The sequence below is a fragment of the Thermus caldilimi genome (assembly GCF_004684245.1).
Lineage (GTDB): Bacteria > Deinococcota > Deinococci > Deinococcales > Thermaceae > Thermus > Thermus caldilimi.
The window spans coordinates 1,282,492-1,307,518 of record NZ_CP038452.1; the positions used below are offsets into that span (position 1 = coordinate 1,282,492).

Annotated in this window: 28 protein-coding genes and 6 pseudogenes; 17 read left to right on the forward strand and 17 right to left on the reverse strand. The window is 63.7% G+C overall.

Features of this window, described 5'->3' with window-relative positions; all coding sequences use genetic code 11:
• The first annotated feature begins 24 nt into the window (after window positions 1-24).
• Both EBI04_RS06550 and EBI04_RS06555 read left to right on the forward strand, forming a co-directional pair.
• The gene (locus EBI04_RS06550) at window positions 25-285 is read left to right on the forward strand and encodes a type II toxin-antitoxin system Phd/YefM family antitoxin (protein WP_038044013.1); all 261 of its coding nucleotides are present in this window, start codon (window positions 25-27) and stop codon (window positions 283-285) included.
• Window positions 285-725, forward strand: coding sequence for a type II toxin-antitoxin system VapC family toxin (locus EBI04_RS06555; protein WP_240695252.1), 441 nt, complete (start codon window positions 285-287; stop codon window positions 723-725). The genes EBI04_RS06550 and EBI04_RS06555 overlap by 1 nt, the downstream gene beginning before the upstream one ends.
• Window positions 726-934: 209 nt before the next feature.
• On the opposite strand, the gene EBI04_RS06560 is transcribed toward EBI04_RS06555, so the two are convergent.
• Both EBI04_RS06560 and EBI04_RS06565 read right to left on the reverse strand, forming a co-directional pair.
• Entirely contained in the window at window positions 935-1,624 is a 690-nt protein-coding gene (locus EBI04_RS06560; protein ID WP_135256794.1) for a hypothetical protein, read from the reverse strand.
• 303 nt (window positions 1,625-1,927) lie between these two features.
• Window positions 1,928-2,164: a hypothetical protein gene (locus EBI04_RS06565; RefSeq protein ID WP_135256795.1), complete on the reverse strand. Its 237-nt coding sequence runs from the start codon at window positions 2,162-2,164 to the stop codon at window positions 1,928-1,930.
• A 482-nt stretch (window positions 2,165-2,646) separates the two neighbouring features.
• On the opposite strand from EBI04_RS06565, the gene EBI04_RS13795 reads away from it, so the two are divergent.
• The 6 genes from EBI04_RS13795 to EBI04_RS06595 all read left to right on the forward strand — a co-directional run bounded on the left by EBI04_RS13795 (window position 2,647) and on the right by EBI04_RS06595 (window position 5,162).
• Window positions 2,647-2,775 carry a hypothetical protein gene (locus EBI04_RS13795; RefSeq protein ID WP_276605476.1) on the forward strand — a complete coding sequence of 43 codons (129 nt, stop codon included), beginning with the start codon at window positions 2,647-2,649 and terminating at the stop codon, window positions 2,773-2,775.
• 379 nt (window positions 2,776-3,154) lie between these two features.
• Window positions 3,155-3,448, forward strand: a complete 294-nt coding sequence (locus EBI04_RS13985; RefSeq protein ID WP_373277654.1) for a hypothetical protein — start codon at window positions 3,155-3,157, stop codon at window positions 3,446-3,448.
• Window positions 3,449-3,618: 170 nt separating this feature from the next.
• Window positions 3,619-3,783 carry a hypothetical protein gene (locus EBI04_RS13190; protein WP_167481837.1) on the forward strand — a complete coding sequence of 55 codons (165 nt, stop codon included), beginning with the start codon at window positions 3,619-3,621 and terminating at the stop codon, window positions 3,781-3,783.
• Window positions 3,784-3,785: 2 nt separating this feature from the next.
• Entirely contained in the window at window positions 3,786-4,223 is a 438-nt protein-coding gene (locus tag EBI04_RS06585) for a type II toxin-antitoxin system VapC family toxin (protein ID WP_135256798.1), read from the forward strand.
• A gap of 323 nt (window positions 4,224-4,546) precedes the next feature.
• A complete protein-coding gene (locus EBI04_RS13195) occupies window positions 4,547-4,816 on the forward strand; it encodes a hypothetical protein (RefSeq protein WP_167481904.1) in 270 nt (89 codons plus the stop codon).
• A complete protein-coding gene (locus EBI04_RS06595; protein ID WP_135256799.1) occupies window positions 4,809-5,162 on the forward strand; it encodes a hypothetical protein in 354 nt (117 codons plus the stop codon). Before EBI04_RS13195 ends, EBI04_RS06595 begins: the two co-directional genes overlap by 8 nt.
• 912 nt (window positions 5,163-6,074) lie before the next feature.
• Here the strand turns inward: EBI04_RS06595 and EBI04_RS06605 are convergent.
• Both EBI04_RS06605 and EBI04_RS06610 read right to left on the reverse strand, forming a co-directional pair.
• Window positions 6,075-6,422 carry a DUF5615 family PIN-like protein gene (locus tag EBI04_RS06605; RefSeq protein ID WP_135256800.1) on the reverse strand — a complete coding sequence of 116 codons (348 nt, stop codon included), beginning with the start codon at window positions 6,420-6,422 and terminating at the stop codon, window positions 6,075-6,077.
• Window positions 6,419-6,652, reverse strand: a complete 234-nt coding sequence (locus EBI04_RS06610) for a DUF433 domain-containing protein (RefSeq protein ID WP_135256801.1) — start codon at window positions 6,650-6,652, stop codon at window positions 6,419-6,421. Before EBI04_RS06610 ends, EBI04_RS06605 begins: the two co-directional genes overlap by 4 nt.
• 154 nt (window positions 6,653-6,806) lie before the next feature.
• Between EBI04_RS06610 and EBI04_RS06615 the strand changes: the two are divergent.
• From EBI04_RS06615 to EBI04_RS13200, 3 genes and pseudogenes are all read left to right on the forward strand, one after another.
• Window positions 6,807-7,607, forward strand: a pseudogene (locus tag EBI04_RS06615) (transposase); the annotation flags it as partial.
• 27 nt (window positions 7,608-7,634) lie between these two features.
• Entirely contained in the window at window positions 7,635-8,654 is a 1,020-nt protein-coding gene (locus EBI04_RS06620; RefSeq protein ID WP_135256802.1) for a hypothetical protein, read from the forward strand.
• The gene (locus EBI04_RS13200) at window positions 8,560-10,449 is read left to right on the forward strand and encodes an ankyrin repeat domain-containing protein (protein WP_167481905.1); all 1,890 of its coding nucleotides are present in this window, start codon (window positions 8,560-8,562) and stop codon (window positions 10,447-10,449) included. Before EBI04_RS06620 ends, EBI04_RS13200 begins: the two co-directional genes overlap by 95 nt.
• Window positions 10,450-10,516: 67 nt before the next feature.
• Here the strand turns inward: EBI04_RS13200 and EBI04_RS06635 are convergent.
• A pseudogene (locus EBI04_RS06635) lies at window positions 10,517-10,621 on the reverse strand (cob(I)yrinic acid a,c-diamide adenosyltransferase); the annotation flags it as partial.
• 82 nt (window positions 10,622-10,703) lie between these two features.
• Between EBI04_RS06635 and EBI04_RS06640 the strand changes: the two are divergent.
• Window positions 10,704-11,859, forward strand: a pseudogene (locus EBI04_RS06640) (IS3 family transposase).
• Between the two features lie 192 nt (window positions 11,860-12,051).
• Here EBI04_RS06640 and EBI04_RS06645 read toward each other — a convergent pair.
• The 12 genes and pseudogenes from EBI04_RS06645 to EBI04_RS06685 form a co-directional block, all read right to left on the reverse strand.
• Window positions 12,052-12,339, reverse strand: a pseudogene (locus tag EBI04_RS06645) (transposase); the annotation flags it as partial.
• A 14-nt stretch (window positions 12,340-12,353) separates the two neighbouring features.
• Window positions 12,354-12,794 carry an integrase core domain-containing protein gene (locus tag EBI04_RS06650; RefSeq protein ID WP_135256803.1) on the reverse strand — a complete coding sequence of 147 codons (441 nt, stop codon included), beginning with the start codon at window positions 12,792-12,794 and terminating at the stop codon, window positions 12,354-12,356.
• A gap of 201 nt (window positions 12,795-12,995) precedes the next feature.
• Window positions 12,996-13,385, reverse strand: a complete 390-nt coding sequence (locus EBI04_RS06655) for an IS3 family transposase (RefSeq protein ID WP_135256804.1) — start codon at window positions 13,383-13,385, stop codon at window positions 12,996-12,998.
• A gap of 25 nt (window positions 13,386-13,410) precedes the next feature.
• Window positions 13,411-13,575: a hypothetical protein gene (locus EBI04_RS13205; RefSeq protein WP_167481906.1), complete on the reverse strand. Its 165-nt coding sequence runs from the start codon at window positions 13,573-13,575 to the stop codon at window positions 13,411-13,413.
• A gap of 12 nt (window positions 13,576-13,587) precedes the next feature.
• The gene (locus tag EBI04_RS06660) at window positions 13,588-13,740 is read right to left on the reverse strand and encodes a transposase (RefSeq protein WP_135256805.1); all 153 of its coding nucleotides are present in this window, start codon (window positions 13,738-13,740) and stop codon (window positions 13,588-13,590) included.
• A gap of 60 nt (window positions 13,741-13,800) precedes the next feature.
• Window positions 13,801-14,546, reverse strand: a pseudogene (locus EBI04_RS06665) (transposase); the annotation flags it as partial.
• Between the two features lie 111 nt (window positions 14,547-14,657).
• On the reverse strand, window positions 14,658-14,801 hold the full coding sequence (locus EBI04_RS13210) for a hypothetical protein (protein WP_167481907.1): 144 nt from the start codon (window positions 14,799-14,801) through the stop codon (window positions 14,658-14,660).
• A gap of 67 nt (window positions 14,802-14,868) precedes the next feature.
• A complete protein-coding gene (locus EBI04_RS06670) occupies window positions 14,869-15,945 on the reverse strand; it encodes a PhoU domain-containing protein (protein ID WP_240695410.1) in 1,077 nt (358 codons plus the stop codon).
• A 57-nt stretch (window positions 15,946-16,002) separates the two neighbouring features.
• Window positions 16,003-16,365 (reverse strand): annotated as a pseudogene (locus EBI04_RS13500) (PhoU domain-containing protein); the annotation flags it as partial.
• On the reverse strand, window positions 16,362-17,069 hold the full coding sequence (locus EBI04_RS06675; protein ID WP_308418055.1) for a glycerophosphodiester phosphodiesterase: 708 nt from the start codon (window positions 17,067-17,069) through the stop codon (window positions 16,362-16,364). The gene EBI04_RS06675 and the pseudogene EBI04_RS13500, both read right to left, overlap by 4 nt.
• The gene (locus EBI04_RS06680; protein WP_135256807.1) at window positions 17,029-17,913 is read right to left on the reverse strand and encodes a MurR/RpiR family transcriptional regulator; all 885 of its coding nucleotides are present in this window, start codon (window positions 17,911-17,913) and stop codon (window positions 17,029-17,031) included. Before EBI04_RS06680 ends, EBI04_RS06675 begins: the two co-directional genes overlap by 41 nt.
• Entirely contained in the window at window positions 17,883-18,668 is a 786-nt protein-coding gene (locus EBI04_RS06685; protein ID WP_135256808.1) for an HAD-IIA family hydrolase, read from the reverse strand. The genes EBI04_RS06680 and EBI04_RS06685 overlap by 31 nt, the downstream gene beginning before the upstream one ends.
• Window positions 18,669-18,811: 143 nt before the next feature.
• Here EBI04_RS06685 and EBI04_RS06690 point away from each other — a divergent pair, with 143 nt between their 5' ends.
• Genes EBI04_RS06690 through EBI04_RS06710 form a run of 5 tightly spaced genes read left to right on the forward strand, consistent with a single transcriptional unit; the run spans window position 18,812 to window position 24,852 of the window.
• The gene (locus tag EBI04_RS06690; RefSeq protein WP_240695254.1) at window positions 18,812-19,684 is read left to right on the forward strand and encodes a carbohydrate ABC transporter permease; all 873 of its coding nucleotides are present in this window, start codon (window positions 18,812-18,814) and stop codon (window positions 19,682-19,684) included.
• Entirely contained in the window at window positions 19,681-20,493 is an 813-nt protein-coding gene (locus EBI04_RS06695; protein ID WP_135256810.1) for a carbohydrate ABC transporter permease, read from the forward strand. Before EBI04_RS06690 ends, EBI04_RS06695 begins: the two co-directional genes overlap by 4 nt.
• A 36-nt stretch (window positions 20,494-20,529) precedes the next feature.
• Entirely contained in the window at window positions 20,530-21,816 is a 1,287-nt protein-coding gene (locus tag EBI04_RS06700; RefSeq protein ID WP_240695255.1) for an ABC transporter substrate-binding protein, read from the forward strand.
• A gap of 7 nt (window positions 21,817-21,823) precedes the next feature.
• Window positions 21,824-23,317, forward strand: a complete 1,494-nt coding sequence (gene glpK, locus EBI04_RS06705; RefSeq protein WP_135256812.1) for a glycerol kinase GlpK — start codon at window positions 21,824-21,826, stop codon at window positions 23,315-23,317.
• Entirely contained in the window at window positions 23,314-24,852 is a 1,539-nt protein-coding gene (locus tag EBI04_RS06710) for an FAD-dependent oxidoreductase (RefSeq protein ID WP_135256813.1), read from the forward strand. Before glpK ends, EBI04_RS06710 begins: the two co-directional genes overlap by 4 nt.
• The last annotated feature ends 175 nt before the right edge of the window (window positions 24,853-25,027 follow it).

Sequence of the window (25,027 nt, forward strand, 5' to 3'; positions counted from 1 at the left end):
TACTTGCTGTGATAAGATAGCTACATGGAACGGGTGCCCCTCCGCCTCCTCAAGAACCGTCTGGGCTTTTACCTGCGCAAGGTGCGCCAAGGGGAGAGCCTGCTCCTGACGGACCGGGGGAGGCCCGTGGCCCGCCTGGTACCCGAAGGCTCAGGCCTCGAGGCCCGCCTCCAGGCTCTGGCCACCTTGGGCCTTCTAGACCTGGGGGAGGGGCGGCTTCCCGACCGGGAGCCTGTGGCCTATAGCCGGGCCAGCGTGGCGGATCTCCTGGTGGAGGAGCGGTAGTGGCCCCGGTGGTCTACCTGGACACCAGCGCCCTGGTCAAGCGCTACGTGGCCGAGGCGGGCAGCGACGAGGTGCGGACCCTCCTTCGCGGGGCTGAGACCGTGGGCACCGCGGCGGTGGCCCAGGTGGAGATGGCCGCCGCCCTGGCCAAAGCGGTGCGCACGGGAGCCCTGGCGCGGGAGGAGGGCCAAAGCGCCTTGGGTGCGTTCCTGGAGGACTGGCCCCGCTTGCACCGCCTGCGGGTGACCGATCTCCTCCTGGAGATGGCGCGGGACCTGGCCTGGCGGGAAGGTCTGCGGGGCTATGACGCCACCCATCTGGCCGCGGCCCTTCTCTGGCAGGAGGCCTTAGGAGAGCCTGTCCTCATGGCCACCTTTGATGTGGGGCTTTGGCGGGTGGCGGCAAAGTACCTGAAGGTATGGCCTCCGGATATGGCTTAAGGGATGGGGTGTAAGGTGCCTTCCCCTTGGCAAACCAGCTCCGCGCTTCGTCTCCACGGGATGAACGTGCTGGAGCGCTTGCCGCGAAACGAAGAAGCCAGGTAAACCCCACACCCCTCGTTCCACCCGTTGTTAGGTGCCTCCGTCGCGGTTGGGAGCCGTGATAAGGTTGGGTTCGAGCCTCCCGTACCCCGATTTACCGTGAAAACCTAGCATTGATCGCAACCGCAGATATCCAAGCCTCCGCAAGGACGAGGCTCATTCATGAGCTCTTTGCGCATGACGCATGTAAAGTAGGCGAGGGCCTCACCGGAAAGCAGGGGATGATTGAAGCTCCCGAGGGCTACGGTTAGTTTCCGCTCCTTTTTCCTGATTATTTCTGTGATGTAGAAAAACTCAAAGTGCACCCTGCCCGGCTTTGGAGGTGCAGAAAAGGGAGTTGGCAACCCAACACCCCCTCGAATTCCAAGGGAACTACGAGGAACATCGAGCCAAAGGGACTGCAACTTAAGCATCACCGGTATCCAGTACTGTCCGTGACCGCGCCAGTGAGTGTAGGTATAACCCCAGACGCCTTTGATCTCGGCCAGATGAACTGTGGGGCGCGCGGGAGTAATGTTCACAACCACTTTTAGGCTGGATAAGCTGGATGGTGTGCTTCCAGATAAGCGATGTGTGGCTATAACCTCAATAATCTTGCTTTCAGCCAAGTGCCATGGCACTCCTAACTTGCTCCACACTCCTGGAGGGAGGCAACCCTGGTCATCCAAAGTGGCAGTCGATGAAGTGGGGAGCAAAAGACCATGGGCTTTAGCAGGCTCTACCACGATGTCGTCTATATTCAGACCAGCCAGAAGGGTATAAGTTCCTCCGCTGACTTCGTAAAGACCAAACGGCATATACACCTCCTAAAGCAACTCGCGGAAGCCACCGATAAGTCAACGCAAAAGCATATTCCACGAAGTTGCTTCGGTGGAATACTACCCTACATCCGACAAAAAAGCAAGACTCTCCAGACAACGGGTGTGGGTCAAGATAATCCTACGAAGCTACGACATTAGGGGAAAAACCTCAGGCCCCAAATCCAAGGGCGCTCCCCTGGGTGCAGGCGAAGAGGTGGTAGGAGGAAGGCGCCCTCACCGTTTTGGCGCCTGAGGGGTGGATGGGAGAGGGTTCCGAGTAGGCCAGTCTGGCGGCCTCGGTTAGGGGCTCCCCAGGATTTCCAGGACAGGCTGCCAGGCCTCGAGGTCCAGCCTCCCCCTCCGCACCCCAGCCTCGATCCAAGCGGCCAGCCCCTCTTTGGGAGCGTAGCTGGCCTTATGGTAGCGCTCCAAGAAGGCTTCGGGAGTTAGATCAGCCCAGCGCCAGAGCTCGGCCTCCAACACCTCCCCCCCTTGGGCCAGAGGAGGCAGCGGACCGCTTCCAGAAGCAGGCCGCAAGCCTCCCGTTCCCGTCCTTCCACCAAGCCCAGGAGGGCTTGGCACCCCCCCAAGTGGAGGGCTTGGGCTATGGGTTTTCCCCCTTACGGAGGAGCCGGGCTTGCTCCCAAACCTCGCGGCGCAGTTCCTCGTCGCAGCCGCTCCTGCCCTCGCCCCGGGCCTTTAGGACCACTTCTATCCGGAACCCATGCCTCCTCCTTCGTCCCCGCGTCTTCCGGGGCAAAGAGTTTTTCGCGAAAAACCGGAGGCCTTCCCCGGCACGGAGGAGGAGGAGAGGGAGGAAGCCCTCCGGCTGGCCCAGGTTTTCTTCACCCACGAGGCGTTCGCCCCTTTCCGGGAGGGCCCTGTGGCGAAGGAGGTTCCCGTGGCCCTAGAGGTAGAGGGGGTGCGCCTGGAGGGCCGGGCCGACCAGGTGGGGGCGGACTGGGTTTTGGACTACAAGACCGACCAGGAGGTGGACCCTCGAGGTCTACCGCCTCCAGGTGATGGCCTACGCTTGGGCTTTGGGCAAGCCCAAGGCCTACGTGGCCGACCTGCGGAAGGGCGAGGTGATTTTGGCCGTGGAGAACCCCGAAGGGGAGGCGCTCCTTCGCTATAAGAGGCTGTCGTAAAAGTCTTGTATCCTTGAAGGGTGTAGAGGACACGCCCATCCTACCCCAGCAGCCTCGGCAATGAGGAATGGGCCATCCTTGAGCCCCTGATCCCCGCCCCCAAGCCCGGGGGTCGCCCGGCCAAGGTGCCTCGCCGAGAAATCGTCTTTGGGACCCCCACCCCAAAGGAACCGCAACTACTTCCGCAAGTGGCAGAAAGGTCAGCCGAAGGCTAGCTTGTAGGGGTTTGGGAAAGGGCAGCCCAAGCCCTGGTCCGGCGGGACCGGGAGAGGGAAAGGCGGTGCGCCCTGGTGGTGGAGGGCCAGTCGGTCAATACCACGGAAAAGGGGAGCCCCGAGGGGACGACGGGGCCAAGAGGGTGAAGGGGCGGAAACGCCAGGTGGTGGTGGATACCCAGGGGAGGATGCTCCGGGTGTACGTTTACCCGGCCAACGTACACGACCAGTGTTGCAGGCCCTGGGTTAGAGCTGGAGGTGGTGGCCCATCCTTACGCCAGGCCATGCCCGAAACCAAGCCGTTGCCCGAGCGGTGGGTGGTGGAGCGGACGTTGGCGTGGTTGGGGAGGAACCGGAGGTTGAGCAAGGATTACGAGCAGCATCCTTCCGTCAGCGAGGCGTGGTTGTACTTGGGCATGCTACGCTTGCTGGTGAAGCGGCTGGCGAGGGCCGCGTAAGGTGCGGTGGGGGACTTTTACGACAGTCTCTAGCTCGGGGAAGGGGGGCGTGCCGAAAAGGGATGGATGACAAAGAAAGCCCAGGGGCCTTGGTCAAGGGCGCAGCCCGTATCTTGGGGGCCCCGGGGGACAGCTTCTCCCGAGGCCTTTCCTGTAGACTGGGGTTAGGGATGGCCAAGATGGCAAAAGCGAGCTCAACCCTTTCCAGGGATCCCAGGACCGACGGCTTCGTGGTTCTGTTGCCGCGAAAGCCCGGAAAGCCCCGCCTGCCCGAGCCTGTGGTGCCCCGGGAGGGCAAGGCCACCACGGACTACCTCAAGGAAGCCCGCAGGTAAGCGTGCTTTTCCTGGAAACCAGCGGACTGCTAAAGCTCCTGGTCCAGGAGGCTTTTTCAGAGATCGCCCGCGAGGCTTTCTTGGCGGCGGATAGCGTGGGGGCTTGTGCCTTTGCCTTAACGGAAAGCACGGGCGTCCTGCACGCCATGCACCGGGACGGGCGCCTCAGCAGGCCCCAGTTTCGCAAGGCATTGCGGGAACTCTATGACCTCTGGGAAGGGCTTACCGTGGTGGTGCCTGGGTACGCCACCTTTCAAGCCGCGGCGGAGCTTTGCGCCAAGGAGCCCTTGAAAGGCGCGGATGCGGTGCACCTGCAGGCGGCTTTGGATCTCCAAGCCCTTGGCGCACGGCCTCTTTTTCTGACCTTTGACCGGACCCTCTACCGGGTGGCTAAGGCCAGGGGCTTGGCGGTGGTGGCGGTTCCTTCCTTCGACAGCTGAAGGAACTTGGGGTAGGGCAGTCCCGAGCGGGACCCCTCGAGGCAGGGCGTGGACAAGCCCGTGCGCGTATGCGGCCTTCCCCGTGAGGCCCTGCTCATCCCAGACTCCCAGGACCACCGAGCGGTTCTGGCAAGCCTGAGCCTTTCGGGAGGGGCATCTGTGCCCTACCTGGGTCACGAGCGCAGCCCGTGTCTTGGTTACGGACGCAGCCCGTATCTTGACGAACCTGTGGAGGTGATCCATGACGCTGGAAAGGGAGCTCAGGGAGGCCTTCACCTGCCTCCGGGGGGTACTCTAGTGCGGCTTGCGGCCCTTGAGGTAGCATGAAGGGGATGCAGGCCACCTTGCCCCCTAAGGTGCTGGAGGCGGCCCGCCGGGTGGAGGCCCTCCTGGAGGAGGCTCAGGCCCGGGGGGTGGTGCGGAGGTGGAGCCTCAGAAGCCTCAGCGGGGAGCCCCTGCCCGGGGTGGAAGGGATCGCCTTCTACGGGCGGGAGGTTTCCCCGGAGGAGATCGACCACCTCCAGGAGGCCTTCCTGGACCTGGAGGACGAGTTGGACCTGGGAGTAGCGGTGATCCTCGTGCCCCATGACTGAGGCGGAAGCGCGGCGGGTCAGGGCTGGGGAAGACCTGGCCCTGGCCTTTGCCCTTTCGGAGAAAAGCCCCCGCTGGGCAGCGGTGGTGCTCTTCTATGCGGTACACCACGCCCTCCTGGCTTGGGCCCTGGAGCGCTTGCCCCAAGCCCCCACCCCTCAGACCTACGCCCAGGCCCAGAGCCTTCTGAAGCGGGCAGGGCTTCCCCGGCAGGTGCGCAAGGCCTACGAGCGCCTCTTGGGCCTGAGCTGGCAGGCCCGGTACGATCCCAAGGCGGAAGGCAAAGCGCTTTGGACCACAGCCCGGATGGAGTACGCCCAGGTGGAGGCCTTTCTCTTGGACGCTTGAGGGGCCAGGGATAGGCTCAGAGGCCCCAGCGGCCACCCGGGAAGGCACGGGAGGTGAGGGAGACTTTCGTGCTGCCCAAGACACCAGAGGGAAAGGCTAACCGCATCCTGCAGTGGCTCCAAAGGGGAAGCCTTCTTCAGACGCCCCTTCTTGGGCCCAGGTTCCCCCAGGAACTCCTAGATTGATGGCCTAGAGGCTCCAAAGGGAACCCATCCTAGCCCAGATCCTTCCCCCTTTTCCCCGGGATGCAAGCAGCTTAGGAGTTTGGGGGGCCTTCTGGCCCCCCGGGAAAGTTTGGGAGGTGCCAGATGAATGACTTCAGGCTCACCCCCGAGCAGGCCGAGGCCCTCCTCAACCTTCTCCAGGCGGAACTGAACTCATAGGAAGCAGGGGAGGTGGGGAGGGGGAGTCGGAGGAGAGACTGGGAGAGGAGGTAGCCCTTGCCGAGGTCCGGGCCCGTGAATGTCAGGAAGAGGGCGAGGGTTAAAATCTCGGGTAAGCAAGATGGTAAGTCAGCCGTCAGGCTACGTTCTGGGGATGCTCGCGGTCGGGTCGCATAGCATGCCCCTTTTCTCATACCCAGGGGGTGCAGATCAAGTAGCAAACGAAGGGATAGGGATAATGTATCCCCCCGACCGCACGTTGCATCCAAGCCAGAGGGCTTGGCTACGTTGCAGATTTGGCCTGGAGGCCACACTAGCGGAGACTGGAGGGGGGTCTCAATGCCCAGAGCTTGGTGCGGGCCTCGGGAAGCGTAGCCCTTAGGGGGCTACCGCATGGACCTTCAGGGCTTGCAGACCTACTTTACCCGCGGGGGGCTGCCCGTTATCCTCCACGTGACCCGGCCTGAGCTGTACTGAGCGGTGGGGGTGGTTCTGGTGGAGGGGTTTCTGGCCAGGGGCTTGTCCTGGGTCATCTCCGTATCCGCAGCCGTTTACCGTTCAGTACAGAGAAGGCACCCACCATCTCCGCTCCGTGCTCCCTCAGGGCCCAGGCCACTCGGTTCTCCTTTTCCAAAGGAGGCAGCCCCTCCAGGCGAAGGAGCAAGACCCCAGTGCTGAGGAGCCCCTGGCGAAAGACTAGCTCCCCGAAGTCCTTATCCGTGGTGAGGAGTAAAGCCCCTTCCTCCCGAGCCAAGGCCAAGACCTCGGGGTCTTTTATGCCTGGGCGCATCTCCGCCACGTAGAGAACCTCGTGCCCTTCTCCCCGGAGCCTGCCCACGATGGGGGCGTCTACCCCCTCATCCGCCAAGAGCTTCATGCCGCCTGCTCGGGGTAGAGGTAAGTCCGCTCCCCTCCTACTGCTTCCGCGGCGTAGAGGAGGGCCGCCCGTAGACCCTCGGGGGTGAGCCGGGGAAAGGCTTGGAGGATATCCTCGGGGGTTTCCCCTGCCGCCAGACGGCGCAGGATCTCCTCCACGGTGATGCGGGTGCCCGCCACCACGGGCTTGCCGCCCATGATCTCCGGGTCCACCACGATGGCCCCTTCCATGCCCTTCTTATGGTAACCCAAGTTGCCACCTACCCCCCGGCCTGAAAAAATAGCGGCCGCTATGCTGCAACAGACTATAGCGGCCTTCTGCATTATAGGTCAGCCCGCAGGGCTACCTTGCTGACGCGCTCAAGGCCATGGGGCACAAAGGTCAGCCGTAGGCTATGTTCCTGACCCCCAGACCAAGGTGCCTACCAGCGCCATCCTCACCCTAGCCATCCTGGCCGCCTTGGAACTGGGCGGCAAGCACAACAAAGCCCTGGCCTTGGCCAAGGAGCTCCGTCTCTTCAGCCATATCCCCTCCCCCAGCCGCTGGAACGTAGCCTTACGGCTGACCAACCGCCGCCTCCATCGGGCAAAGGTCTATCTCCTCCCTCTCCTCCACCTGCTGTCCCAGGTTTGGAAAAGGCTCCATACCGCCCAGAGCTATGCCTTGGATACCTTCCCCCTCCCCGTCTGCGAAAACATCCGAGCCCCGAGGTCCCGCTTGGCCCCGGGGAAGGTCTACCGGGGCTATATCCCCAGCAAGCGGGTCTTCTTCCACGGCTATAAGCTCCACCTCCTGGTGGACGACGGCAAGTTTGTCCATGAGGTGAACCTGACCCCGGGAAGCCTTCACGACCTCGTCTCCCTACTCCTCCTTCCCCTGGATCTTCCCCAGGGAGCGGAGCTCTACCTGGACCGGGGGTACGAGAGCCACCTCTATGAAGACCTCCTCCGGGAGGCGCAGGGGGTGGTTCCCATGGTGATCCGCAGAAGGAACAGCCGGCGGTACGTGCCCTGGTTGCAGTACCTGGCCATCGTGGGGCGGAGGGTGGTGGAAACGGTGGGCAGCATGCTCCACCATCTCTTTCCCCGCCGGATCCATGCCGTCACCCCGGAGGGCTTTGTCCTGAAGGTCTTCCTCTTCGTCCTGGCTCACAACCTCAGGCTCAGCGCACAGAAAATCGCCTAGGTGGCAACTTGGGTTATCCTGAGATTCGTGCGGGTTTTGCTCTACGATGGCCTCGAGGTCCCACCCCACCTGGAGAAGCGCCTGGAGCGGGTGCTGGAGGACCTGAGGGCAGACCGCCCCGAACGGGCGGAGGTGAAGAAGCTCTCCCCCACCCCCTACTTCCGGGCCAAGCTGAGCGAAAAGGACCGCCTCCTCCTCAAGCTGGTCCGGGCCAACGGGGAAGGGGCCTGGCTCGTCCTGGAGGTCATCCCCAACCACGCCTACGAGCGCTCCCGCTTCCTGCGGGGGGCGGCGGTGCGGGAGGAAGCCCTCCGTCCCCTCCCCGAGGAAGTGCGGGAGGCGGAGCCCGTGCGCCACCTGGAGGCGGGGGCCACCCGCTTCCACTACCTGGACAAGCCCCTTACCCTGGACGAGGCCCAAGAGGCCCTCCTCCGGCTACCCCCGCCCCTGGTCCTGGGCGCCGCGGGCTCGGGGAAGACGGCCTTGGCCCTGGAAAGGCTCAAGCGAGAGGCGGGAAGGGTGCTCTATGCCACACAAAGCCCCTTCCTGGCCCAGGAAGCCCGCCGCCTCTACTTCGCCCACGGCTACGAGAACCCCTACCAAGAGGTTGAGTTCCTCGCCTTCCGGGACTTCTTGGAAACCTTTGGGGTTCCTGAGGGCAGGGAGGTGACCTTCCGCGATTTTCAGGCCTTCTTTGCCCCCTACCGCAGAGCCCTGGCCTTCACCCATGCCCACGCCCTTTTCGAGGAGTTCCGGGGGGTGCTCCTGGCCTCCCCGGAGGGCCCCCTTTCCCTGGAAGCCTACCTGGCCCTAGGGGTACGGCAGAGCCTCTACCCGAGGGAGCTTAGGCCCCAGGTCTACGAGGTCTTCCGCCGCTACCTGACCTTTTTGGAGGAGAGGGGGCTTTACGACCCCAGCCTCCTGGCCCACCGCTACCGCGGCCAGGGGCCAGGTGGAACCCCTTTACGACTTCCTGGCGGTGGACGAGGTGCAGGACCTCACCCTGGCCCAGCTGGACCTCCTTCTGAGGAGCCTCAAGGCCCCTAGGCACTTCCTCCTGGCGGGGGACAGCCACCAGATCGTCCACCCCAACTTCTTCTCCTGGGCGGCCCTGAAGACCTACTTCTTCCAGGAGGCGGAGCGGGGAGAGGAGGCCCTGGAGCGCATCCGGGTGCTGCGGGCCAACTTCCGCAACGCCCGTAGGGTGGCGGAGCTGGCCAACCGCCTCCTCCGGCTCAAGCAGGCCCGCTTCGGCTCCGTGGACCGGGAAAGCACCTACCTCTGCGAACCCAGGCTGGACCGGGAGGGCAAGGCGGTGCTCCTGCAGGCCGAACTCAACCTCCTCAAGGACCTGGACGCCAGGAGCCAAAGGAGCGCGGAGGTGGCGGTCCTGGTCCTGCGGGAGGAGGACAAAGAGCGGGCGCGCGCCCAGTTCCACACCCCCCTCCTCTTCTCCGTGCGGGAGGCCAAGGGGTTGGAGTACCCCAAGGTCATCCTCTACGGCTTCGTGGCCGCGGCCCCCGAAGCCTACCGGGAGGTGGCCCGCGGGGTGGACCCCGCTGACCTGGAGGGGGAGCTCGTCTTCCGCCGGGCCAAGGACAAGGCGGACAAGAGCCTAGAGGAGTACAAGTTCTTCACCAACGCCCTCTACGTGGCCCTCACCCGGGCCGTGGAGGAGGTGATCTGGGTGGAAGAGGACCCTACCCACCCCTTCCTGCGGCTCCTGGGCCTCGAGGCCGGGCGGGAGTTCCGCCTGGAGGCCCGGGAGACGAGCCGGGAGGAGTGGAGCCGGGAGGCGGCCCGCCTTGCCCAGCACGGCAACCTGGAGCAAGCACAGGCCATCCGGGAGGCCTTCCTGGGGGCCAAGCCTGTGCCCTGGACGGTTTGGGACCGGAAGCGTCTGGAGGAGGTCTTGAAAAACCCCGCTGACCTCAAGGAAAAGGCCCGTAGGGAACTTTTGGACCTCGCCCTCTTCCACCGGAACCTCCCCCTCCTGCAGGCCCTGGCCCAGGCCGGCCACCGCCCGGCCCAGGAACTCCTCTCCCCCTGGTTTCTGGACCGGCCCCGCCTGCCTTGGGAGGTAGCGGCGGAGACCACCGCCCGCCTCCTCCGCCCCTACGGGGGCAAGGGGTGGAAGGAAATCCTCTGGGACGTGCGCACCTTCGGCCCCGATTTCCGCACCCCCTCGGGAGCCACCCCCTTGATGCTGGCCGCCCAGGCGGGAAACCTGGAGCTAGTCCACGCCCTTCTGGAAGCGGGGGCCGACCCGGAAGCCCGCGACCCCTTCGGCCAGACCCCCTTCCTCTATGCCCTCCTCCGGGCCCTCGAGGACCCCGGCTTCGCCCGCGGGCCCTTCCCCACCCTGGTGGAGCTCTTGGGTCCCACGGCGGTGGACCTTCAAGTCCCAGAGGAAGGGGGCTTCCGCCTGGTGCGCCTTTACCCCAACCACCCCGAGTTCTGGGTCTTCCTGGCGGCCCTGGCCCTAGCCAAGGGCCTCCGGGCCAACTTCCACCTCAGCGAGAGGGCCCGGCCCTACGAGGGCCTCACCTCGGCTTACCTGGCGGAGGCCCTGGGCCACCTGCCCCCTGGCCTCCTCCCCCGCACCCTAGCGGCCAAAGAAGGAGAGGAGGCGCGCCGCACCTACCTGAACGGGGTCTTGGGCAGGAACGAGGCGCAAAGCAGCTACCGCCCGGCCCGCAGGCTCTTCCTGCGGGTGGCCCGGGGCCGCTACCTGCCCAACCCTCACCTGCGCCTGCGGGTGCGGGAGGGGGAAGAAGAGGTCTGGAAGCCCCTACGAGAAGTGCTGGGGTACGGGCTTCTGGGTCTGGAGGAGCTTCGATAGCCCCGTCGGGCAACGGCCAGAGCCGTCGCGCACTAAGTCCAGAAAGGCAGACTTTTTCGACTTTCCCTTAGTGCTCCATCCCCACCTGCGCCGGCACGCCCAGGTCAAAGGCGTGCTTCACCTTGCGCATCTCGGTGACGGTGTCCGCCAGGGCCAGCAGGGCCTCAGAGGCTGTCGTAAAAGTCCTGAAGTGCTACCCCGAATTTGGACCACCCCAAGAGAGAGGCCAAGGGGTGTAGCCTGGGGGGAGCAAGATGCGCAAGTGGTCGGCGAAGGACAAGGCGAGGATCGTGTTGGGGTTGGTATCCGGCCAAAGGAGCGTGGCCGAGGCCTCTCGGGTTCAGGGGGTGGCGGAGTCCGTGCTCTACCGCTGGCAGCGGGAGTTCCTGGAAAACGCCCATGCCGCTTTCACCTCCGGCTGCAGCGAGCAAGAGGCCCGTATCCGCGAGCTGGAACGCTTGGCCGGCCAGCTGGCCTTGGAGTTGGAGGTCCTAAAAAAAGCCTCCGCACTCTACCGGCAAAGGAAAGGCGGCGGCTGGTGATGGCCTTGGGGGAAGCCTATCCCCTCCGCCTGCTCTGTCGCCTCCTGGAGGTTCCCCGCAGCGGTCTCTACTACCGCCCCAAGGGCCTTGGGGAGGAGGAAGAGAGGCTTTGTGCACGGTTGCGGGAGTTGGCGGGCACCTGGCCCCGCTATGGCTACCGCCGCCTGGGGGCGCTCCTGCGGGAGGAGGGGTTTAGGGTAGGGGACAAGCGGGTGCGCTCCTTGATGCGGGAGGAAGGCTTGCTCCTTCCCCGGCACCCTCCCAAGCTCAAGACCACTTTCCCTGGGGTTCTTGCCCTAGGGGAAGGGTTCAACCTGCTGCCTGGGTTTGAGGTGAAGGCGCCCGACGAGGTGTGGGTAGCGGACCTGAGCTACGTGGTCCTGGGGGAAGAGACGGCTTACCTGGCGGTGGTGATGGACCTTTACACCCGCCGGGTGCTGGGGTTGTCCTTGGGGCGGAGGCTTTCCCAGGGACTGGACTGGCCTTGGCGGCCTTGGAGCAGGCCTTGCGGGAGGGGGTGCCGCGGGTCCATCACTCGGACCAGGGGGTGCAGTACACCTCCAGGCGGTACGTGGAGCGATGGGTAGGGCTTGGGGTAAGGCTGAGCTATGCGGGGAGGGGGAGGCCATGGGAGAACGGGCATGCGGAGCGGTTGATCAGGACCATAAAGGAAGAGTGGGTGGACTTGCGGGAGTACCGAACCCTAGAGGAGGTGCGGGCATCGGTGGAGGCCTTTGTTTTTGAGGTGTACAACCGCAAGCGCCCCCATTCTGCCTTGGGGTATTTGACGCCTGTAGCCTTTGCGGAGCGTTACTTGAACGGAGGTGAAAATCTGACTAAACTGGGTGGCGGAGTGGTCCAAATTTAGGGTAGCAGTACAACGAGGTTGGTCTCCAGTTCCCGCAGCTGGGCGTCTTCCTCAGGACTCAGGTGGATGCGCAGAGGGGCTGGCATGAGGAAAGTATAATAACCCAAGTTGCCACCTAGGCGATTTTCTGTGCGATGAGCCTGAGGTTGTGAGCCAGGACGAAGAGGAAGACCTTCAGGACAAAGGGTCGTGTCAAGATTTATGTGTATGTGTAGATGTCTGTGTACGCGGGGCATACCGCTCACGTAGCATTTCCTCCAGCACCTCTCGTACCTCGCCAAAGCCTTTCCATCGCTGCACAGCCCACCTCCCCTCTTGACCCTCTACCTCCAGGTACAACAGCTTGCATACCGCCTCAGGCCGGGGAAACTTATGGTCCCGCACCTTCGTCCCCCTTCTCACCTCCCGCATAAACCTCTCCATCAGGTTGGTGCTCCGAAGATAGGGCCAAAGCACCTGCGGGTACTCGTAGAACCGTAGCATGATGTGCGCCCCTAATTTTGAACTCCTCCTGTCTCTTTGCCATGGGAAGCCCCCAAAGCCTCCCGCAAAGCCTCTTCCGGGGTCCGGTATCCCAGCCCCGAGTGCAGCCGTCCCTCGTGGTAGTATCTGATCCGTTCCGCAATCACCCCCTTCAGCTCCTCTAGCGTTCGGGCTTCCAGGAAGAGGTCCCGGTTCTCCCCCTTAAAGCGGGAGAAGAAGGACTCCACCACCGGGTTCCCCCTCGGCCCCATCAGGCTATACGAAACCCTCTGCCCGTCCTCCAGAAGAAGCTTCCCCACCCACTCGTGGCTCAGAAAAGCTCCCCCCTGGTCGTGGTGGATGAGAGCCCAGGGCTCCCGGCCCGTTTCCCTGAGAATCCGCTCCTTGGCCCCATCCCATACCCCCAGGGCCAGCTCCGCCGTAGGGGAAGGCCCCATCCCCCAGGCCAGCACCGCGCGGGTGGTATGGGCAAGATAGCCTGCGGCTGACCCAGAATGGGCAGAAACCAAACCTTGCCTCCTCCGTAGGGCAGCAGGGTGAAGTCGGTGTACGTCACGCGAAGCGTAGGTTCTGCAGTTCAAAGGGCTTGGGTTCCCTTTCCCGCAAGAGGGAAGCCCGGAGGTCTGCCCGCTCTCCCGCAAGAAGCACAATCTCTAGGAGAGGGTTGGGTTTGGGTTGCAAGCTACGCTGCGCGTGACCCTCAGGCCCCGCTTCAAAGCCAGGTGGAAGTCGTTCAGTAGCCGGCGGATGCGCTTGCCATTGACCCGCATCCCCTTCCGTTTCAGCTCCTCCTGGATCCGGCGGTAGCCGTACCGGGGGTGCTCCTGCAGCACCTGGGTGATCAGAGCCAGGGTCTTCTGGTCCTCTTCCTCCCTCTTCCTATCAGCCTCTACCTTCTGCCGGCCGTAGTAGTACCAGGTGGCCCGGGAGATGTCTAGAGCACTCAGGATCCTGGGCAGGGGAGCCAGCCCTTGAGCCGTCAGCCGCCTTGCGGCTATGTTCCAGGCTTGCTTGGCCAAGGCGATGCGCTCCCCAACAGGCATCTTGGCTACCTCCCCTGCCCTAGGGTCACGCACAGCGTAGCTTGGGCTTTTTTAGGAGGGCGATCTCCACCTCTTTTTTCCCAATGAGCTGCCCAAGATAGCCCCCTCGGGGCTGACCCAACTCGCGGATCTTCTTCTCGTACTCCTTCTCCGGGGTCTTCTCGGAAAAGAGAGAGGCTCCTTTGGTCATGAGCTCAACAAGCTACGGGCTTTGCCCGTGACCCCGGTACTTGTACACGGTGTTGGGGTGGATGCCGTACGCGCGGGCAATCTCCACGGCGCTTCTCTCCCCTTTCACGACTTCCAGAGCGATCTGAAACTTTACCTGTGGCGTTAGCGGCTTGGCTTTCTTCATCCTGTCCCCCTTGACCCTCAGCCTAACTTCTACTGGGCGTTTAGTCTAGAGGGCGCGTATCCAGCGGTACCAGCTCACCCACACGGGAAAGGGAAGTCCCCGCAGGTGCACCCGGCTCCCCTGCCGTCTGAGCCCAAAGAGGGGAAGCCCCTCCCGCGTCTTTCGGTCCCGCCGCATCCCCACCACCGCTTCCAGACCCAACCCCCGCACCCCCACAAGAAACCGGGCGGTGCCGAAGGCAGCATCGGCCACCACCCGAAGGTGGAAGGACTTGCGCATCCAGGGGGCAGGGAGGCCAGAAGACGCAGGGCAAGGAGGGAAAGGGCCTTCTCCCCCTTCCCCCGCCACACCCGGTAGGCCCAGGGGATGCGCAGCTCTCCCAGCACCAGATAGAGCACCACCAGGTGGAGCCCCCACTTGCCGTGGAAAAAGGAGAGGGGCAAGGCGGGGAAGAGGCCCCGCTTCTCCAGGGTGACCAGGTCCAGGACCACCAGGAGCCTGGGCTTGGGCCCCCGCCTGGGCCTGGCCCGGTGGAGGGTTTCCTGGGCCTTCTTGCGAGCCAGGCGGATGAGGGCGCGGGTGGGCCAGGGATAGCGGTTGAGGAAGCGGGAGAGGGCGGTTGCTTTGCCCGTAGGGCAAACAGATTTGCGTAAGCAAGAAGGGGACTTGGTCTTGCTGTGCTGGGGCCTGGCCTTGCCGTGGCCGGTGAGAAGGAGGAGAAGAAGCGCTTTGAGGGACTCCCGGAGGTGGGGGGTTGGCAGGAGGGCCAGGAGGGTCCAGAGTAGAGCTTGGGCCGTCTGGTGCATGGCACCCTTCATCCGAAGGGAACCGGGCGGCCCTTTTCAAGTGGTCCCCTGGCGCATGGGTATGCGGGGGGTGGATAAGTGCAAGTTTTGAGTTACACGACCGGCCCGCACCTACAGGGCCACCTTGGCGTTGCCCCTGAGGGGCTTGCGGTAGGCCAGCCCGGAGGGCCCTTGGGCTAAGAATCGCTTGAGCACATCCAAGACCGTGGTGCAGTTCTGATGGAAGGGGGCGGCGATCCTAGGGGCGGTCCGCAAGGGTCGCGTTCTCCTCGGGAGTCAGGCGGATGGGAGTTGCCATGAGGGGACTCTAAGGGGTGGGTACTTAGGATCGAATGGGGCGGGAGTTATGTAGCTCGCATACCAAGTCCCCTATCCGGCCGATGCCCTCGTCAATTTCCTCCAGGAGAAGGAGAAGGTCCAGGTGGGTCAGGGTGGAGGCGCGGGTTTCTTCCCGGCTTTTTAGGCGGGCGAGGTGGGCCTCCCGTGAGGCCTCGAGGGCTTCACGGAAAGTCCTCCTTTCGGCAAGGGTCCTCTCGGCTAACGCGGCGTTGCTCGTAGCCAGGGCAGTCAGGGCAGCATCCAGGCGTTCAAGGATCAGAGCGGACAGGTTCGTGAGCTCCTTCCTGCCCTCGGGGCTAAAGGTAATTCCCTGGTCCCACAGGCGCTGGGCCTTTCGCAGCATCCGCTTCACTAGGTCTGCCATATGCTCCAGCTCGCTGGCCGCTTTCATCAGGATGAGCGTTTTGTTCTCCTGCGGAAGTGCCGAGATGTACAGCAGGACCTCACGGCTCAAACGGTCTACCTTGTCCTCCAGCGCCATAAGCAAATCCTCCGTACCTGCGTCGCGGGAAAGGGCCTCTACAGTCTTTGCCAACATGCCCCTGGTGGTGTCACCGATACGGGAAAGCTCCCGAAGGGCCAGCGCCTGTGCCAGCGGGGGATCCTTGAGAGCCTCGGGCCTCAGGTACCTCGGCGCCACATCATGGCGCAGAGGGTAGAGGGTAGAGGCCATTCTCCAAAGGCTAGGGTATAACGCAGGAAACGAAACCAGCGCGAGGAAGTGATAGACCACATGCGTGGCCAAAGCAGAAAAGTGCCAGGGCACCCAGAGAAAGAGGCCTGCCACAAGAAGCCTATGTATGCCAAGAACTAAGGCCAGGCGTAGGGATGGCAGGGTCGGGTGGACCAACAGGGGACCCGTACATCCCACACCGCCCCCTAGGATCAAGGCGGACGTACCCAGGGCATCGAGGCCTAAAGCCTGCAGGCTAGTCGCGAGCAGGGCCACGAGGTTGGCTGATCCGATCAGAAAGCCAAGGACAAGCCCGATGGTGAAGTGGATCGCTAGGGGGCTTTCCATGAGCCACGGGCTCAGACTCATGGCCTTCTCCTGTGCCAAGCCTATCCCTAGGAAGAGCAGACCTAAGCCGAAGAGAACGCGGGCCAGGGGGCTGCCTTTAGCCCGCAACAGCACCTCCAGCAACAGGGCCAGGGCTAGGGCAGTAAAGGCCAGCGGGCGGTTTCCCAGACCGACTAGCGCCACCACCGCCGTAGCCCCTAGAGTACCCCCTAGCGCCAGAAGAGCTGCCTCATAGGCCCCAAGCACACCAGCCTGATGGAGGGCTCGCCCGAGAAGAGTCAGCCCCGTCCCACTTCCCGTAAAAAAGCCCAGTCCCCCCGCAAGAATCCCTAGGCGAAACCCCCTGAAGCGGGCCAGGAGACGCCGTCCCCGCGGCCCCACCAGCACCGTAGCCCCATCCGTGAGTAGGGCGTTTCCGAAGTATAGGAGAGCGAGGCTACCGAAGAGGTCCACGCTCATCCACGTGCTCCCAGGAGGACATAGGGGTGGTCGCCGATCAGGCCGTCCACGCCCATCCCTACCAACCGCTGGGCAAGTTCGGGGGCGTTAACCGTCCACACTACCACCGCAAGCCCGCGGGAGTGCCAGGATTTGACCCGTTCCGCGCTCACGAGGGAGTAATGGGGGTGGATGGCTGCAATGGGCAAGCAGTCCACCAAGGAAGCGGACTCATCTTCCGCCACCAGGAAGGCCAAAGGGACCCCAGCCCGTGCTCTGGCTAGGACCAGAAGAGCCGTGGGGTCGAAGCTTGAAACCCACACCCGGTCCCTGCCCCTGAGGACCCGTGCTAGGGCCAGAGCCTGGAGGCCCCCCATACCCGGGATGCTCTTCAGGTCCACGTTGACGAACCGGTCTCCAAAAGCTGCCACCAACTCGAGGACCTCTTCCAACCTCGGGGTTTGGGGTTCAACGGCTATCAACTCGTCAAAACCGAGCTGCCAAACCGGCCCCAAAGGGGTCTCGAAGTCGTGCCGAACCGCAAAGATGCCATCCTTCGTTAGATGGACGTCCAGTTCCACGCCGTCTAGCCCTTCCTCTAAGGCTCGGCGGAAACTTGCAAGCGAGTTCTCCTTGGCCAAGGACGGGGCACCGCGGTGCCCAATGAGCAGGGGGCGCCTAGTGTTAGCGGAAAGCATCTTCCTTCCCTCGTACGCGCTGAGCATCGATTGCCTGTTGCGAGCGGGCCAGGCTCCAAGCGGCTTGATCAAGCCGCAACGCCAGCGCCACATAAAGGGCGTCCACAACTGCCAGGTGGACAACCCGGGTGGCCATGGCTTCTACCCGAAAGGCGGCCTCCCGTACCGGAGCGACCAGGGCTACCGTGGCCTTGTCCACCAGCAGACTCCGAGCAAAGGAGGTCAGGGCGATAATACTCGCCCCTGATTGCGCCGCTTCCCTAACACTGTCCAGAAGTTCCCGGCTTCTGCCTGTGTGAGAAATGAAAAGTGCTACCTCACCCCCTTTCATCAGACTGGCCGCGACAGCCTGCATGTGGGTTTCCGGAGCCATGAAGACCGGAAGGCCGATTCTCAGAAAACGATAGTAGGCGTCAAGGGCCACGGGCACGCTGGATCCTACACCAAAGATGCCCACCCGTTTAGCAGAGGCCAGCAGCTCCACCGCTTGTGCAAAGGTCTCCCCGTCTATCCCTGCCAGAGCTTCCTCGAGGGCTTGCACTTCCGCTTGAAACACCTTACGCAGGACCGTCAGGGGGCTGTCCTCGGGGTGCACGTCCAGCGATGGAGGAAGGGAAGAGAAATGCCCCACTTCGAAGGCCAGGGCCACCTTAAGCTCCCGGAAGTCCTTCAGCCCCAGCTTTCGCGACAGGCGGGTCACCGTAGCCGTGCTCGTTCCCGCCTCCGCAGCGATCCTCCGTATCGAGACCTGGACCATCTCGTGAGGCCGTTCCAGCAGCAAGCGCGCTACTGCCTGCTCCTTGGCCGGCAGGGCAGGCAACTGTGCCCGTAGCTGGGCCATTATCCCAGGAGGTAGCCGCGCAGTTCCCATAAGTCCTTCACCACAAGTACGCCACCCTGGGGTAACGAATCCAGCAGAGGATCACCCACAGAAGTGGCCCCAGAAAGGACCAGAGCCGCCATAGCCCCAGCGTTGAGGGCAAAGGGGATGTCCACCTCCAGCCGATCGCCCACGTAGAGGCAGCCTGCAGGATCCACTCCCATGCTCTCGGCCACCCTCTTAAGAAAGCCTGGATCAGGCTTGCCGAAGATCCGCTCTGGCCTTCTCCCTGTGGTGGCCTCCAGCAGGGCCAGGAGGGCGCCAGCATCGGGAAGATGCTGCCCCTCCGTGGGGCAGGTGGGGTCGGGGTGGGTGGCCAGAAAGGTCGCTCCATGCTCCAAAAAGTAACAGGCTTTTCGCAGGCGTTCGTAAGAGAGGGTTTGATCGAAACCAACCAGGACGGCATCGGGCAGCTCCTCCACCACCTGGATCCCGTGGCGGCCAAGCTCCGCCGCCAAGGAAGGGGTTCCCAGGACATATACTGCCGCATCGGGGTAAAGCTTCGCCATTTCCTCACCGGCCGCGCGGGCACTAGTGTAGACCTGCTTAGAATATACTGGGATACCGGACCGCTGCAGCTGCAGGGCGTGGTCGCGGGCACTATAGGCGGAGTTGTTGGTGATAACCGCGAGGGGAATGCCTTTTTCTTGAAGAAGGGAAACCAGCTCTGAGGCCCCTGAGATCGCTTTTCGCCCCAACAGGAGGGTGCCATCTAGATCGAAAAGACAAGCGGAATATGAGACCATCTGAGTCAAGTATACGATTTTGTCACGCCATAGTCAACTTACACGAAACTTATTGACAAGCGGGGGGCTCAGTCCTAAACTGGTATACAAACCAGGAGGTGGTAGGACTGTTTCAGCGACTAGTGGCACGTTTACCAAAGGCCTTGGCAAGGCTTGAGTGGCTTGAAGGATACGGCCTCCTCCTCCCCGCGGCCCTCTTCCTCTTGGTGTTTGTCCTTTACCCCGCCCTCCAGGCTATCCTCCTCTCTTTTCAGACAGAAAACCCGTTTGGTCGAGGCCGGGCATGGGTGGGGGTGGTGAACTACGTGGATATTTGGCAGGACCCCCGGTTCTGGGCCAGCGTGGTCATCACCATACGCTTCGCCGTGATGGTGGCAGTCCTCGAGGTGGTTTTGGGCCTGGTGGCTGCGCTGCTCCTGCAGTACGCGGTCCCCGGAATAGCCCTCTTCCGCACCATCTTTTTCCTGACCACCGCCGTGTCCACGGCAGTGGCAGCCATCGCCTGGGGATGGTTCCTCCACCCCGTTGGGGGTCTGCTCAACCGGGCCCTTGAGACCATAGGGCTGCCTCCTCAGGGCTGGCTCACCACTCCCGAGTGGGCCCTTTACAGCGTGGCTGCGGCCACCGCCTGGCAGGCGATCGGGTTTAACGCCATCCTCCTCACGGCCGGGCTTCAGGACATTCCCGAGGAGATCTACGAAGCCGCCAAACTGGATGGGGCCAGCGGGTCCGTGGTCCTGCTTAGGATCACGCTTCCGCTGCTGTCCCCGATCCTCTTCTTCGTGGGTATCCTGGCCTTGGTCCGGGGTTTCACCGCCTTCGGCCAGATCCACCTGCTGACCCGGGGTGGCCCATCGGAGGCGACCACCGTTTGGATCTATCGGGTTTACCTCGAGGCTTTCTCTAACTTCCGCTTCACCTACGCTGCCGCGGAGGCGGTCTTGCTGTTCGCGCTCTTGGTGATTCTGACAGGCCTTCAGTTTCGCTTCCTGGGAAGGAGGGTCCACTACGGATGAAGATCTGGCGGCTGACCCCCTTGTACCTACTGCTCACCGTCTACAGCATGTTCATTTTGTTGCCCCTGCTCTCGCTCTTCTCGGCCAGCTTCAAGACCGCACACGAGGTCTTTGACCCCAACCTCATTCCCCTCCAGCCTACGCTAGAAAACTACCAGATGGCCTGGACAAAGTTTCCCATCGGGCGGTTTCTCCTGAACAGCGCGCTAGTGTCCATCTCGGTAGCCGCGGGCCAGGTGCTGACCTCGGCTCTGGCTGGCTACGCCCTCGCTAGGGTAAGCCTGCCAGGACAACGCCTCCTGTTTGGGTTCGTGGTCACCCTGCTTCTGATCCCTGGTGAGGCTACCTTTTTACCCCTCTACGATCTCGTCACCGCCCTGGGTTGGTTGGATACCTACTGGGCCCTGATCGTACCCTTTCTAGCAACGCCTTTGGGCATCTTCCTAATGCGACAGTTTTTTCGCTCCTTGCCGCAGGACTACTTTGATGCCGCCAGAATTGATGGGGCGGGGCACCTAAGAATCCTGTGGTATGTAGCTCTCCCCTTGGCTCGGCCCGTACTAGGGGCGTTGGGTGTACTCTCCTTCATTTCCGCGTGGAACATGTACCTCTGGCCTTTAGTGGTCACGCGTTCGACAGAGATGCAAACGGTGCAGATCGGTGTGAACATGATTCTGAACGAAGAGGCTGCGCGCTGGAATGTAGTGGCGGCAGGGGCGGTTATGGCCTTGCTGCCTACCTTGGTGGTTTTCTTGTTTGCCCAAAGGCAGCTCGTTCGGGGTATCACTCTGGGCGGCCTGAAGGGATGAAGGGGGTGGACGGAAATGCTGAGAAGAGGTTTTTCGGTGGCAGTTCTAGCGGTGTTGTGCTCGTACGGATTGGCCCAGAAGGTGGTTATCCAGTTCTGGCACTCCATGGGCGGTACCCTAGGGGAGGCAACGCAGGAGCTCGTAAACCGCTTCAACGCCTCTCAGGACAAGGTGGAAGTCAAGGCCCAGTATGCAGGTACCTACGACGATGGTATCAACAAGCTTCTCGCTGCCTTGCGCTCTAAGAATCCGCCACATCTAGTCCAGGTTTACGACATCGGCACGCAGATCTTGGTAGACTCCCAAGGAGCTATACCGGTTCAGGATTTCATTCAGCGGGATCGCATCGATCTTAACCGCTTTATTCGCCAGCCCTTGAATTACTACACCGTCGGGGGAAGGCTTCAATCGATGCCTTTCAACTCTAGCACACCCCTGGTCTATTTTAACCTGAACGCGCTGCAGGAAGCGGGGATTAAACCCAAGCAGGAGTGGACGTTCGAGGAGCTCGCTGATGTGGCCCGCAAGCTGACCAAGAGGGACGCAAGCGGCAAGGTAGTGCGTTATGGGATTGCCTTGGCTGACTATGGTTGGTTCCTCGAGCAGATCTCCTACAACAACGGGTTTTACTACTGCAACAACGAGAACGGAAGAAAAGCGCCTGCCACAGAAGTGAACCTCGACAACCCCGCTGTGGAGAAGTATTTCAACTGGTTCCTTAGCCTGTACAAAGAAGGGGTGCTCCTCTACGTGGGCAGGCGGACAGCGGACAGCCAAAGCGCTTTTGCCACGGGGAAGGCGGCCATCACCTTTGACTCCACAGCGGTTCTGGCCGGGATAACGCGCACGGTGGGGGGCAAGTTCCGGATCTACACGGGCTACTTCCCCTACTTCCAGGAGTTTGGGCGGACGGGCGTGTCCATCGGGGGCGCCAGCTTGTGGTTGATGAAGGGTCCTAACCCTCCGGAAGTGGAGGCTGCTTGGTCCTTCATCAAGTGGCTAGTACAGCCCGAACAGCAGGCGCTCTGGCACCTCAAGACCGGCTACTTTCCCTTGCGAGTGGAAAGCCTCGAGCTCCCCGAGGTCAGGCGGGTGCACCGCGAGAACACCAACTACACCACTGCCATCCAGCAGCTCCGCACTTCCAAAGTGTCCAACGTAACGGCGGGGTGCCTCATGGGCAGCTTCCCCGAAATCCGCCAGTTGAGCGAGCAGGCTCTGGAAGCCGCTATGCAGGGCAAGCCGGTGAAGGAAGCCTTGGCCGAGTACAAGCGCCGGGCGGACGCTTCCTTGGAGCGCTACAACCGGAGCGTGGGTAGGTAGTTCGGTGATGCGACGCTACCTCCTCGCCTTGGACCAAGACACCACCAGCAGCCGGGCCCTCCTCTTCAGCCTGGAGGGGAGGCCTGTGGCCATGGCCCAGAGGGAGTTCCGCCAGCTCTACCCGAGGCCGGGCTGGGTGGAGCACGATCCCCTGGAGATCTGGGAAAGCCAGCTTGGGGTGGCCCAGGAGGTCCTCCAGAGGGCGGGGGTGGAGGCCCGGGAGGTGGTGGCCCTGGGCCTCACCAACCAGCGGGAGACCACCCTCGTGTTTGAAAGGGGCACGGGGAAGCCTCTCTATGACGCCATTGTCTGGCAGGATAGGCGCACGGCCTCCCTCTGCCAGGAGCTCAAGGCCCAGGGCTTGGAGCCCCTCTTCCGGGAGCGCACCGGGCTTCTTTTGGACCCCTACTTCTCCGGCACCAAGCTCCGCTGGCTCCTGGAGAACGTCCCTGGGCTAAAGGAAAAGGCTGAGCGGGGCGAGGCCCTCTTTGGCACCGTGGACACCTGGCTCCTCTACCGCCTCACTGGGGGAAGGGTGCACGCCACGGATCCCTCCAACGCCAGCCGCACCCTGCTTTTTAACCTGCACACCCTCTCCTGGGACGAGGAGCTTTTGGGGATTCTGGGGATCCCCCCGGCCATGCTGCCCGAGGTGCGCCCCTCGGATGGGGAGTTTGGGGCGACCCTCCCGGAGCTCTTCGGGGCCCCCATCCCCATCCGCGGGGTGCTGGGGGACCAGCAGGCGGCCCTCTTCGGCCAGGCGGCCTTGGCGGCGGGCCAGGGGAAGTGCACCTACGGGACTGGGGCCTTTCTGCTCCTGAACACGGGAAAGCGGCCCGTCCCTTCCCCGAAGGGCCTCCTCAGCACCGTGGCCTGGAGCGTAAGGGGCCAAGCCAGCTACGCCCTGGAGGGGAGCGTCTTCATGGCGGGGGCGGTGGTGGGGTGGCTAAGGGACGGTCTGGGGCTCATTCGGGAGAGCGGCGAGGTGGAGGCGTTGGCCCGGGAGGTGGCGGATAGTGGGGGCGTGTACCTGGTCCCGGCCTTCACCGGCCTGGGGGCCCCCTACTGGGACCCCTACGCCCGGGGGGCCATTCTGGGCCTCACCCGGGGGACCACCAGGGCCCACCTGGCCCGGGCGGCCCTGGAGGGGGTGGCCTTCCAGGTAGTGGACGTGGTGGCCCTCATGGAGGAGGCGGGGGTTTCCCTGGCCGAACTCCGGGTGGACGGGGGGATGGCCGGGAACCATCTCTTCCTGCAGATCCAGGCGGACCTCCTGGGGGTGCCGGTCCTGAGACCTAGGGTCACGGAGACCACCGCCCTGGGGGCGGCCCTGATGGCGGGGGTGGGGGCGGGAGCCTTGGACCTAGAGGGGGTGAAGAGGGCCTGGATCCTGGAGGCTTCCTTTCCTCCCCGTATGTCCCTGGAACGGCGGCAGGCCCTGCACCAAGGGTGGCGGCGGGCGGTGGAGCGGACTTTGGGCTGGGCGAGGGAGGAGGGATGACCCCAAGCCGGGAGGAGCTCTGGGAACGCCTTAAGGAGCCCCTGGACCTCCTGGTGATCGGGGGCGGGGCCACGGGGGCCGGGGTGTTGTGGGAGGCCACCTTAAGGGGCCTAAGGGCGGCCTTGGTGGAGGCGGGGGACTTCGGGGCGGGGACCAGCAGCCGCTCCACCAAGCTCCTCCACGGGGGGGTGCGCTACCTGGAGCTGGCGGTGCGGCACCGGGACCCCAGGCAGCTTCGCCTGGTGCGGGACGCCCTTAAGGAGAGGAGGGTGGTGATGGAGCTCGCCCCCCACCTGGCCAGGCCCTTAACCCTTCTCACCCCCCTCTTCCGCCCCCTGGAGATCCCCTACTATGGGCTCGGCCTCAAGCTCTACGACCTGTTGGCGGGAAGGAGGCGACTGGCCCCAAGCCGCTACGCTCCTCCCAAGGAGGTGCAGACCCTCTTCCCCGGCCTTCCCCCCACCCTGGGGGGCATCCTCTACCAGGATGGGCAGTTCGCCGACTACCGCCTGAACCTGGCCCTCATCCTCTCCGCTATCGGGCGGGGGGCGGTGGCCCTGAACCACGCCGAGGCCACGGGTTTCCTCCTGAAGGGGGGAAGGGTAAGGGGGGCGGTGGTGCGGGACCGGCTCACGGGGAAGGAGGTGGAGGTCTACGCCAAGGCGGTGGTGAACGCCACCGGCCCCCAGGCGGACCGGGTGCGCCACCTCCTCGACCCCCATCTTCCCCCCCTCCTCACCCCTTCCAACGGGACCCACTTGGTCCTGGACTACCCCTTGCGGGTGGGCCTCCTCCTGCCCCGGACCCGGGACAGCCGGGTCCTCTTCCTCCTGCCTTGGCAGGGCCGGGCCCTTCTGGGCACCACCGACCTCCCCGCTGAGGCCACCGCCTGCCCCCTGCCCCGGGAGGAGGAGGTGGCCTACCTCCTGGAGGAGGTAAGGCCCTACCTGGGGGATCTCTCGGGCCGGGTCCTGGCCGCCTGGGCGGGCCTGAGGCCCCTGGTGGGGAAGGGGGAGACGAGGCTTTTGGTGCGGGACCACCTCATCCTGGAGGAACAGGGCCTTTACACCCTCACCGGGGGCAAGTGGACCACCTTCCGCCTCATGGCCCTGGACCTCCTGGAGCGCCTGGCAAAAGACCTCTCCCTGCCCCTTCCCCCCTCGGAGAGCCACCGCACCCCCCTCCTGGGGGCAGGGCCCAGGCCTCCCCTGCCCCTGCCGGAGGGGGTGGCCGAACACCTCTACGCCCACTACGGCACCCTGGCCCTCGAGGTGGCCGCCTTGGGGGATAAGCCCCTTCTCCCCGGGCTTCCCTACCTGGAGGGGGAGGTGGTGTGGGCGGTGAGGGAGGAGCTTGCCCAAAAGCCCCTGGATGTCCTGGCCCGCAGGATGGGCCTGGCCCTTCTGGACCGGAAGCGGGCGGAGGAAGCCCTGCCCCGGGTGGGGGACCTCATGGCCCCTCTCCTGGGCTGGGGGGAGGAGGCGAGGCAGGCCCAGCTGGAGGAGGCTAGGCGGGCCCTACCGGGGCTGTGCTAGAGGAAAACAGGGGCAATCTCTCTGCGCAGCCCGGACGCAACGGGTGCTCTACCGTTACCTTAGCTTCACCAAAGCAGGAACCCCGTTAAAATCCTTCCGCAACCCGGGGATGGCGGAAAGTCAAGTCGCGATTTTTGTGGGTTTCTCTTCCACACCCTAGAGCGGGGCCATGTCC

Bases quoted from the DNA above. Each gene is read 5' to 3' on its own strand.
- EBI04_RS06550 (WP_038044013.1), top strand. From the start codon at position 25: ATGGAACGGGTGCCCCTCCGCCTCCTCAAGAACCGTCTGGGCTTTTAC.
- EBI04_RS06560 (WP_135256794.1), bottom strand. From the start codon at position 1,624: ATGCCGTTTGGTCTTTACGAAGTCAGCGGAGGAACTTATACCCTTCTG.
- EBI04_RS13190 (WP_167481837.1), top strand. From the start codon at position 3,619: ATGGCCAAGATGGCAAAAGCGAGCTCAACCCTTTCCAGGGATCCCAGG.
- EBI04_RS13195 (WP_167481904.1), top strand. From the start codon at position 4,547: ATGAAGGGGATGCAGGCCACCTTGCCCCCTAAGGTGCTGGAGGCGGCC.
- EBI04_RS06595 (WP_135256799.1), top strand. From the start codon at position 4,809: ATGACTGAGGCGGAAGCGCGGCGGGTCAGGGCTGGGGAAGACCTGGCC.
- EBI04_RS06605 (WP_135256800.1), bottom strand. From the start codon at position 6,422: ATGAAGCTCTTGGCGGATGAGGGGGTAGACGCCCCCATCGTGGGCAGG.
- EBI04_RS06610 (WP_135256801.1), bottom strand. From the start codon at position 6,652: ATGGAAGGGGCCATCGTGGTGGACCCGGAGATCATGGGCGGCAAGCCC.
- EBI04_RS06655 (WP_135256804.1), bottom strand. From the start codon at position 13,385: ATGCCTGTTGGGGAGCGCATCGCCTTGGCCAAGCAAGCCTGGAACATA.
- EBI04_RS13205 (WP_167481906.1), bottom strand. From the start codon at position 13,575: ATGACCAAAGGAGCCTCTCTCTTTTCCGAGAAGACCCCGGAGAAGGAG.
- EBI04_RS06660 (WP_135256805.1), bottom strand. From the start codon at position 13,740: ATGAAGAAAGCCAAGCCGCTAACGCCACAGGTAAAGTTTCAGATCGCT.
- EBI04_RS06675 (WP_308418055.1), bottom strand. From the start codon at position 17,069: ATGCTCAGCGCGTACGAGGGAAGGAAGATGCTTTCCGCTAACACTAGG.
- EBI04_RS06680 (WP_135256807.1), bottom strand. From the start codon at position 17,913: ATGGGAACTGCGCGGCTACCTCCTGGGATAATGGCCCAGCTACGGGCA.
- EBI04_RS06685 (WP_135256808.1), bottom strand. From the start codon at position 18,668: ATGGTCTCATATTCCGCTTGTCTTTTCGATCTAGATGGCACCCTCCTG.
- EBI04_RS06695 (WP_135256810.1), top strand. From the start codon at position 19,681: ATGAAGATCTGGCGGCTGACCCCCTTGTACCTACTGCTCACCGTCTAC.
- glpK (WP_135256812.1), top strand. From the start codon at position 21,824: ATGCGACGCTACCTCCTCGCCTTGGACCAAGACACCACCAGCAGCCGG.
- EBI04_RS06710 (WP_135256813.1), top strand. From the start codon at position 23,314: ATGACCCCAAGCCGGGAGGAGCTCTGGGAACGCCTTAAGGAGCCCCTG.